General features: G+C 40.2%; 9 protein-coding genes. 1 reads left to right on the top strand and 8 read right to left on the bottom strand.

What is annotated here, in order from left to right:
- The coding region (locus K6D58_RS11195; protein WP_486389767.1) for a pyruvate formate-lyase-activating protein at positions 1-420 on the top strand (420 nt) is incomplete at its 5' end.
- A 119-nt stretch (positions 421-539) separates the two neighbouring features.
- On the opposite strand, the gene argH is transcribed toward K6D58_RS11195, so the two are convergent.
- The 8 genes from argH to K6D58_RS11155 all read right to left on the bottom strand — a co-directional run.
- A complete protein-coding gene (argH, locus tag K6D58_RS11190; RefSeq protein WP_296830690.1) occupies positions 540-1967 on the bottom strand; it encodes an argininosuccinate lyase in 1428 nt (475 codons plus the stop codon).
- Between the two features lie 5 nt (positions 1968-1972).
- Positions 1973-2347 carry a metal-dependent transcriptional regulator gene (locus K6D58_RS11185; RefSeq protein ID WP_296830688.1) on the bottom strand — a complete coding sequence of 125 codons (375 nt, stop codon included), beginning with the start codon at positions 2345-2347 and terminating at the stop codon, positions 1973-1975.
- A gap of 15 nt (positions 2348-2362) precedes the next feature.
- Positions 2363-4096: a biosynthetic-type acetolactate synthase large subunit gene (gene ilvB / locus K6D58_RS11180; RefSeq protein ID WP_296830687.1), complete on the bottom strand. Its 1734-nt coding sequence runs from the start codon at positions 4094-4096 to the stop codon at positions 2363-2365.
- A gap of 93 nt (positions 4097-4189) precedes the next feature.
- Positions 4190-5200, bottom strand: coding sequence for a GGDEF domain-containing protein (locus K6D58_RS11175; RefSeq protein WP_296830685.1), 1011 nt, complete (start codon positions 5198-5200; stop codon positions 4190-4192).
- A 2-nt stretch (positions 5201-5202) separates the two neighbouring features.
- Positions 5203-6096, bottom strand: coding sequence for a hypothetical protein (locus K6D58_RS11170; protein ID WP_296830683.1), 894 nt, complete (start codon positions 6094-6096; stop codon positions 5203-5205).
- A gap of 66 nt (positions 6097-6162) precedes the next feature.
- Positions 6163-7032, bottom strand: coding sequence for a YitT family protein (locus K6D58_RS11165; protein ID WP_296830682.1), 870 nt, complete (start codon positions 7030-7032; stop codon positions 6163-6165).
- A gap of 139 nt (positions 7033-7171) precedes the next feature.
- Positions 7172-8863, bottom strand: a complete 1692-nt coding sequence (gene ilvD, locus K6D58_RS11160; protein WP_296830681.1) for a dihydroxy-acid dehydratase — start codon at positions 8861-8863, stop codon at positions 7172-7174.
- Positions 8864-8977: 114 nt separating this feature from the next.
- Positions 8978-9440 (bottom strand): hypothetical protein (locus K6D58_RS11155; protein WP_296830678.1); only part of this gene is annotated, 463 nt, incomplete at its 5' end.

The following is a 9440-nucleotide window of genomic DNA, read 5'->3' as shown; positions in this document are numbered from 1 at the left end:
CAAGAAGGAGAATGGTTTGAAAAATTCCAGAAGCTTATGGAAGTAACAGACATTCTTCTTATGGACATTAAGCATGTAGACGAAGAAGAGCATATTAAGCTTACAGGCCACACCGGCAAAAATATCCGCCAGATGTTCCTTTACCTGGACAAAATCAATAAGCCTATATGGATTCGTCAGGTTTTAACACCAGGCATTACAGATTCTGTAGAATACCTTACAAAAGCCCGTGACTTTATCCGTTCCCTTCACAATGTTAAGCGTGTAGAAGTTCTGCCATACCACGGCCTTGGTATTATGAAGTATAAGGAACTGGGAATTGAATATCCCCTTAAAGACACCCCTTCTCCAACAGAAGAGAGCGTTGCTCAGGCAAAGAAAATCCTTGAGTGCGATTCCTACACTGAATGGAAAAACTAAGTTTTAAGGCTTAACTCTTAAAGCTTAAATGCCAATACAAAAACAAAGCCCTCAAAAGCAAAAGTAATCAGCTTCTGCCTTTGAGGGCCTTTTTATAAAACAAATTTCTGTCTTAAAAACTATTTTCTGGCCTTAGAAGACCACTTCTGAAGTCCCTTAATCTGAAGGGCTGTACTCTTAGGTGCAGGTCCTCCGGTAACAGTTCTGTTATTCATACATTCCCTTGGAGAAATCTTGTCGTAGATATCTTCTTCTATAAGTGGGGAACAATTCTGGAACTCTTCGATACAAAGGTCTTCAAGCTTATCAAGACCGGCATCTATGGCAATTCTTACGGCATTAGCTGCAACACCATGAGCTGTCCTGAATGGCAGACCCTTGCTTACCAGATATTCAGCAACATCTGTAGCGTTGGCAAAACCACCTTCTACACTTTTCTCAAGGTTTTCTACATTCCATCTTGCACTAGAAATCATGGCAGTAAATACCTTAAGGTTTGCTTCTACAGTATCAAGGGCGTCAAAAAGAGGTTCCTTGTCTTCCTGAAGGTCACGGTCATAGGCAAGAGGAAGTCCCTTTACCATAGTAAGGAGATTCATCAGGTCACCGTAAACTTTACCGGTTCTGCCGCGAATAAGTTCTGCAAAATCAGGATTCTTTTTCTGAGGCATAATAGAAGAACCGGTAGACCATTTTTCACTTAAATCAATAAATGCAAATTCAGTTGTAGACCAGAGTACGATTTCTTCGCACATACGGCTTAAATGACTCTGCAGCATGGCAAAATCAGAAGTAAACTCAATACAATAGTCACGGTCACTTACAGTATCCAGGGAATTTTCTGTAACACCTTCAAAACCTAAAGAAGAAGCAACCTTTTCGCGGTTAAGCTTAAGGGTACTTGTCTGCAGGGCACCGCTTCCTAAAGGAGAAAGGGCAATACGCTTAAGGGAATCTTCCAGACGCAGCCAGTCTCTTTTAAGCATGAACGACCAGGCAAGAAGATGCTGGGCAAGAGTTCCCGGCTGAGCATGCTGCATATGGGTATAACCTGTAAGAAGGGTTTCCTTATTTCTTGAGGCAATAGAAACAAGAGCGTCTATTGCTGTAAGGATTTCATTCTGTAAAAGAGGAATTACACGTCTAAGGTAAAGGCGTTCATCAAGGGCAATCTGATCATTACGGCTGCGTCCTGTATGAACTTTTTTACCGGCTTCTCCAATTCTGTCTGTAAGGGTAGCTTCTACAAAGGAATGAATGTCTTCTGCACTGTAATCAATTGCAAGACTTCCCTTTTCCAGATCCTTTTCTATGGATTTAAGCCCCTTTACAATCTGGTCAGACTCTTTTTTAGAAATAATTCCCTGCTCTCCCAGCATCTGGGCATGAGCAATGGAACCGTGAATGTCATCAAGAGCCATCCTTTCGTCAACATGAATGGATGTTTCAAATTCAACTGCTGCAGCATCAGGACCTTCTGCAAAACGTCCGTGCCACAAAGCAGCATGATTATCATTAGTAATTGTACCGTGTTTCTTTTCTGCCATAATTTTTAAGCGTTCTTTTCCATCCACTTCTGGATGCCTTTTTTAACATCATCATCAATGTCATGTTCGATTTTGCAGGCATTTTCTTCTGCCTGTTCTTCACTGACACCTGTAATTTTTACAAGGAACCTGGTAAGGAGAACATGGCGTTCATAAACTTCATCAGCCTTAAGCTTTCCTTTTTCGGTAAGTTCAAGGGCACCGATTTCATTTACTGTTACATAACCGTTGTCCTCAAGAATACCCATTGCACGGCTTACGCTAGGTTTAGAAACATTCAATTTTTTTGCAACATCAACCGAGCGGGCAATGCCGAATTCCTTATGAAGACGAAGAATTGCTTCAAGGTAATCTTCGCCAGACTCATGAATTTCTGCCATAATTTCTCCTTAATTTCAGCTCATAACATCTTTGCTCAAAGACATAATCATATCATAAATAGGTTTTCCACCAGGAACCATAGGAAGAACCATTTCGTCAATATCAACCCTTACGTCGATAACTGCAGGTTCTTCACTCTTAAATGCCTGAGCAAATACCTTTTCAAATTCAGCAGCATTGTTTGCCTTGTAACCCTTAATTCCATAAGCATCAGCAAGCTTGCACCAGTCAGGACCAAAATCCAGGGTTGTCTGACTGAATCTCTTTCCGTAGAAGAGACGCTGCCACATACGAACGTTTCCAAGGGCACCATTATTTACAACAACAATAACTACAGGAAGATTGTAGTGCTGGATTGTAGCAAGTTCGTTACAGTTCATGCGGAATGAACCGTCACCTGCAATATGAACAACCCTTGCCTTAGGATTACCAATCTGGATACCCATTGCAGCACCTGTTCCAAAGCCCATTGTTCCAAGACCGCCTGATGTTACAAAAGTACGAGGCTTCTTAAATGGATAGAACTGAGCAGTCCACATCTGATGCTGTCCAACTTCTGTTGTAATAAAAGCATCATCTCCGGCAATTTTATTAATACATTCACAAATGAATTTAGGATTAACTGAATCTTCCGGCTGGCGGTTATAAGAAGCAGGAACTTCTGCCTTCCATGCCTGAATACGTTCCATCCAGTCAGGACGCTTTGTTTCTTTAATAAGAGGAAGAAGACGATTAAGGATTGCCTTAATATCTCCAACAAGGGAACCGTCTGTAGGAATATTCTTGTTAATTTCTGCAGGGTCAATATCAATATGGAATACCTTTGCGTTCAGTCCAAACTTTGAAGGGTCTCCAATAACGCGGTCAGAGAAACGTGAACCAAGGGCAATAATAAGGTCACTTTCTGTAATAGCCATGTTGCTGGCCTTTGTTCCGTGCATACCAACCATCCATGTACATAAAGGATGATCAGCAGGGAATGCAGCCCTTGCCATAAGACTTTCGCTTACAGGAATTTCTGCCTTTTCTGCAAAAGCAAGAAGTTCTTTTTCTGCACCACTGATAACAACACCACCACCTGCATAAATTACAGGACGCTGGCTCTGATTAATAAGTTCAGCTGCGGCTTTAATTTCTTCATCAGTTGGAACAGAAACAGAGAATACACGCTTAAGGTTTGAATGTGCATCAGTAAGAACCTTATCCATGCTTTCTGATTTAGGAAGCGGCTCAAATTCAACTTCTGCAGCAGTAATTTCTTTTGGAATATCAATAAGAACAGGACCAGGTCTTCCGCTGGCAGCAATTGCAAATGCTTCACGAATAGTAGAGGCAAGTTCATCTACACTCTTTACCATAAAGTTATGCTTGGTAATAGGAAGAGTTACACCTGTAATATCGATTTCCTGGAAAGTATCCTTACCAAGAAGAGGTGTTGCTACGTTACAGGTAATTGCAACAATTGGAGAAGAATCCATGTAGGCAGTAGCAATACCGGTTACAAGGTTAGTTGCACCAGGACCAGATGTTGCCATGCAGACACCAACTTTTCCTGTAGAACGTGCATAACCATCAGCAGCATGAGCAGCAGCCTGTTCATGAGCAGTAAGAATATGCCTGATTCTGTCTGAATTCTTATATAAAGCATCATAAATATTGAGGATATTTCCTCCAGGGTAACCGAATACGGTGTCTACGCCCTGTTCAATCAAACATTCAATAACAACCTGTGATCCTGAGATTTTCATTAGTTCCTCGATAAAAATTTTTTCTGATTATAATGTAGTAAATAATAATGAATTTAACGGTCTGTTTCAACGTTGTTTCTAAGAGAAGAATTATCAGGTAGCAATTACCCTGTTCTTTCCGTGACGTTTTCCGTAATAAAGAAGATTATCCGCATTACGAACAGCCGCTTCAAAAGTTCTGCTGCTTCCGTCACAAACACCTGCAGTAAGTCTGACGCTTACCCTTACACCGTCATCTTCAATCTGAGTCTGGCTTATTTTATGACAAATATCCCTTATTTCTTTTTGAGCCTGAGAAACAGTATATTCAGGGAATAAAAGTATAAACTCTTCTCCACCCCACCTTACTGCAAACTGCTGGGAATTCAGGCTGCCGGTAAAAATATTGCTTACGGTTTTTAAAACCATGTCACCCATATGATGACCGTACATATCGTTAATCTGCTTAAAGTCATCGATATCAAGCATTCCTATGGCAAAATTAATGTTATGGCTGGCAATATATTCTTCTGCATAACGTCTGTTGTAAAGCCCTGTAAGAAGGTCATGGTTTACGTTATAGTCCAGACGTTCCCTGGTTTTACGCAAGTCACGCATAAAAAAGTAAGAAGTAATAAAAATTGCCAGGGAAATAAAACACAGGTTAAGTATGGAAAAATAAAAACTGTATCCTATAAGTTTATTAAAAAGTTCAGGAATAAGAAAAATTTTGTACCACCAGAGGGTAACAATGGCTATACAGGAAGCCAGCCCTATAAGATGAAAAAGCAGATGGACCTTCTTAAAAGAAGGAGTCAGATAAAAAATAATAGAAAAAGTTCCCACTACAAAGAAAAGAAAACCAAAAGCTCCCCCGGTAAAAAGGGAACAGGCCACAGAAAAAATATTAATTTCTATATAGGCAATTACAATTGAACCTTCGGTAACAGGTCTTTTTATAAAGGCAAGCCATATATAAATTATGGCACTCATCATATTTATAAAAGAAGGAATCCAGCACTGAAGAATAGCAAATACACCTACATAAAATACATGCACCGAGAGACATAGCAGCATGAAAAGCTTGTTTTTTTCTTTTGTAGCCCAATCTACCAGTGCACCCATCCCTATTTATCTCCGTAAAAATTAAGAATTGAATTTAAGGAAGTCTCAAATTCATCCCCATGATAAGGATAAGAAGATTCTTCCTCCGTAATATCGCCGGATCCGGAAGAATAACCACTGGCAGCATAATAATCGCTATTATAATATGACTGACCGGTATAAAGCCCCTGTTCAGCTTTTAAATAATCATAGTTTTCATCAAAGGCAGCATAATCCCACCTTACACTCTTCTGATAACCCCTGGCCTTTATATAATCTGCCAGGCTCCTGCTTTCTCCATAAACTCCTGCAAGAAGGGCATCCTTTGCAACATTTTCAAATGCACCCTTTTCAAAAGAGCCTTCTCCCCACATGAATACAATAGAAAGATTTGTGCAGTCCTTACAAACATTTTCCGGCACGTCTTCCCTTACAAAATGACCAAAATAAACCCAGTAAAGGTTTTTATGACCTGCAAAACAGTTATCCGGTAAAGGAAGGGCTTCGTAAGTAGAGCTGTTTACTGCATAAAAGGAATTTCCAATATCAACACAAACATATTTGTCTTTAGCGGCATTAATTCTTTTTTTGATTTTATAGAATGAATCTGGAGACTGACTTCCTGAAAAATAAATGTATTCAATAGGACCGGCAAGGCTGCTGTCAGGATGATTCGTAAAAAATTCATGAAGGGACTGAATCATTGAAGGGGTAACTTCTGAAGGTAAAAAGTCAGGAGACAGAACTATCTCATAGTTTTTGCCGGCTTCTAAAGACCTGACTGTTTCTACCAGTTCAGCAAGCCTTACATCAAGCACAGCAATTTCTTTATTTTCTATATCCACGTCCGAAACAGCAAATACCTGCTGACAGAAAAAAAGCATGGATAAAGCTGCGACAGCTATCTTCCTCTTCATATTAATTTAATTATATCAAAAATCTCTATAGCTGTCCTCTAAAAAAGCAGGGTTTGACAAAAATTTTCAATCAGGCATAGTCTTAAAGAATTTGCCCACTATTTCCTTGGATTTTATAACATTAATAAAAGCCTTAGGGTCCTTTGTGCGGATTGCCCTTTCTATACTACCGCTTTCAGATGAAGAAACCACGCAGTAAAGAAGATAATGCTTGCTTCCGCTGTACTGGCCGGTTCCTTCAAATAAAGTTGCTGTATGATTGGTTAAAAAGAGGATTACTTCAAATATTTCTTCCGGTTTGTCAGTAATTATTAAAAGAGTTGTCTTGGAATACTTTTTATAAAGCAGGTTTATGGTAACGGTGCTTACATACTGAAAGATAATTGAATAAAGAGCCTTATCCCAGCCCATTAAAAAGCCTGCAGCCACAAGAATAAGACAGTTAAAGGCCAGTATATAGTTCCAGGCAGATTTTCCTGTACGTTCACTTATGTATATAGAAATAAAATCTGTTCCCCCGGAAGAACTTTCTGCAAAAAGACAAAGGCAGACAGAAACGGCACAGAGGATTCCCCCAAAAACTGAACACAAAAGCAGGTCCTGAGTAAGGTGAAGGGCTTCTACCCCGCTTAAAAGGTCTGTAAAAATACCGGAAACCACAATCATTACCACACTGAATATGGTAAATTTCTTTCCGATAAACTTAAAGCCAACTATTACAGGAATTGCATTAAAGGCATATACAAGAATAGAAAAAGGAACTTTTATATTAAAATATCTCAGGGCTACAGCCTGAATTAAAAGGACAAGTCCGGAAAAGCCTCCCGGAAAAAGGTTTGCAGTATATACAAAGACATTAACATCCAGGGCAAAGAGAAATCCCCCGGCTATAACAAGAAGCAGGCGCTTTAAGTCGTTCATAATAGAATTTTTCATTAAATTCTATTATGAACGTAAACAGTTTTTTTGCAACTATACAAAGCTCTACTGTAATATGGCACCCTAACAATGGAACTTCGTTCCATTGTTTGCGAGTTTTACCTGCGGTAAAACTCGTGTACGGATTAAATAAGAACTATTGAAGTATTGCACCCTTATCTGCTGAAGAAACAAGTTTTGCGTATCTTGCGAGGTAGCCGGTTTTTACTTTTGGCTCTGGGGCGGTCCATTTTGCTTTTCTTGCGGCAAGTTCTTCGTCGCTTACATCAAGGTGAATCTTGTAGTTGTTAATATCAAGGGTAATTTTATCTCCCTCTTCTACAAGAGCAATTGGTCCTCCAACAGCTGCTTCCGGTGAACAGTGTCCAAGGGATGCACCGCGGGTAGCTCCTGAGAATCTTCCGTCTGTAATAAGGGCAACCTGCTTGTCCAGACCCTGACCTGCAAGTGCTGCAGTTACAGCAAGCATTTCACGCATACCAGGTCCGCCTTTTGGTCCTTCATAACGGATAACTACAACATCACCAGGCTTAATCTGAGCCTTCTGAACAGCTTCCATAGCTTCACTTTCGTCATTAAATACCCTTGCAGGTCCTGTATGGAGCATAAGTTCCTTAGCACAGGCAGAACGCTTAACAACAGTTCCGTTTGGAGCAAGGTTACCAAAGAGAATGGCAATTCCACCGTTGTCACTGAATGGATTTTCAATAGGACGAAGGATTTCCGGATTGCGGTTTACAACTCCCTTAATGTTTTCGGCAATTGTTTTACCAGTTGCTGTAATAAGGGAAGTATTAATAAGGTTTTTCTTTGCAAGTTCAGCAAGTACAGCCTGAACACCACCGGCATCATCAAGTTCACACATAAAGGTATGTCCTGCAGGTGCAAGGTGACAGAGGTTTGGTGTACGGTTAGAAATCTCATTTACTTCATGAAGGTCAAGTTCAAGACCGGCTTCGTGCATAATTGCAGGAACATGAAGCATTGTATTTGAAGAACAGCCTAAAGCCATATCAGCAGCAAGGGCATTGCGGAAATTTTCTGCAGTCATCATGTCTCTTGCAGTAATTCCCTTACGGTAAAGGTTCATTACGGCCATACCAGCATGCTTTGCAAGAGCAATACGTTCTCCTGTAACAGCAGGAATAGTTCCGTTTCCAGGAAGACCAAGACCAAGTACTTCTGTAAGACAGTTCATTGAGTTAGCTGTAAACATACCAGAACATGCACCACATCCAGGACATGCACGGTGTTCCATTTCTTTAAGCTGAGCTTCTGTTACCTTACCAACAGCAAGGCCGCCTACAGCTTCAAACATATCTGTAAGGGAAAGATTTTTTCCGGAATAAGGATTTGATGAATCATTACCAGGAAGATGACCAGGCATCATTGGACCGCCGGATACAAATACAGTAGGAAGATTAAGGCGGGCTGCAGCCATGAGCATACCAGGAACAATCTTGTCACAGTTAGGAATCATTACAAGAGCATCAAACTGATGTGCCTTGGCAACACATTCAACAGAATCTGCTATAAGTTCACGGGTAACAAGGGAATACTTCATTCCCTCATGTCCCATGGCAATACCGTCACACACACCAATAGCAGGAAATTCAATAGGAGTTCCTCCTGCCATACGTACTCCGGCTTTTACAGCTTCCGAAATACGGTCCAGTTCAATGTGACCAGGGATAAGTTCATTTTTTGCACAGATGATACCAACCATTGGCTGGGCAAGTTCTTCATCTGTATAACCTGAAGCATAATAAAGTGAACGGTGTGGAGCACGGGCTGTTCCACAGCAGGCGTTATCTGATTTTTTTGCCATAATTCTACCTCGAAATATAAATCAATTACAATTTTCAAGGTGAATTATACCTTTGTATTTACATTGCGTAAAGTGAAACTATTTTTACATCATATTGCATAAAACGCAATACACCTACGATTGGAATGAATATTCAACACTTCCGTCATCAAGAGTAGTAGTTGTAAGTTCCCTTCCTGTAACCCCGCTTACAACCGTTATATCTCCGGCATTTTCCAAAATAAAGACAGGACCGTTATATTGATATTCCGGTTCACATTCCGTTTTTACAGTAATAACCCTTCCTTTTACTGTAATAATCAGATCAACACTCACTCCGTCTGTAGTATATCCTGAGTTTCCGCCCATACACTGGGTAACGGTAAAAGCTGATTCTTCAGAAATCAGAGTTCCGTCTATAATTGCGCTTTGTTCATAATTATTAGAGTCGTATTCAGGCATATAAAACTCCGCATAACCGCAGGTACCGTAATACTTAATGCAGTCTGACAGAAGTGCCCGATACTCACTAGAAATACCGTTATATTTATATTCGCTTGATTCGCTTGAATTAACAACATAACGCTTAAGCGTTTTT

The organism is Treponema sp. (assembly GCF_024696245.1).
Taxonomy (GTDB): Bacteria; Spirochaetota; Spirochaetia; order Treponematales; family Treponemataceae; genus Treponema_D.
The sequence above is the reverse complement of the archived record's forward strand: the minus strand, read 5'-3'. Positions and strand labels throughout refer to the sequence as shown.

Excerpts from the sequence above, each read along its gene's own strand:
- argH (WP_296830690.1), bottom strand. The coding sequence starts at position 1,967 with ATGGCAGAAAAGAAACACGGTACAATTACTAATGATAATCATGCTGCT.
- K6D58_RS11185 (WP_296830688.1), bottom strand. The coding sequence starts at position 2,347 with ATGGCAGAAATTCATGAGTCTGGCGAAGATTACCTTGAAGCAATTCTT.
- ilvB (WP_296830687.1), bottom strand. The coding sequence starts at position 4,096 with ATGAAAATCTCAGGATCACAGGTTGTTATTGAATGTTTGATTGAACAG.
- K6D58_RS11175 (WP_296830685.1), bottom strand. The coding sequence starts at position 5,200 with ATGGGTGCACTGGTAGATTGGGCTACAAAAGAAAAAAACAAGCTTTTC.
- K6D58_RS11170 (WP_296830683.1), bottom strand. The coding sequence starts at position 6,096 with ATGAAGAGGAAGATAGCTGTCGCAGCTTTATCCATGCTTTTTTTCTGT.
- K6D58_RS11165 (WP_296830682.1), bottom strand. The coding sequence starts at position 7,032 with ATGAAAAATTCTATTATGAACGACTTAAAGCGCCTGCTTCTTGTTATA.
- ilvD (WP_296830681.1), bottom strand. The coding sequence starts at position 8,863 with ATGGCAAAAAAATCAGATAACGCCTGCTGTGGAACAGCCCGTGCTCCA.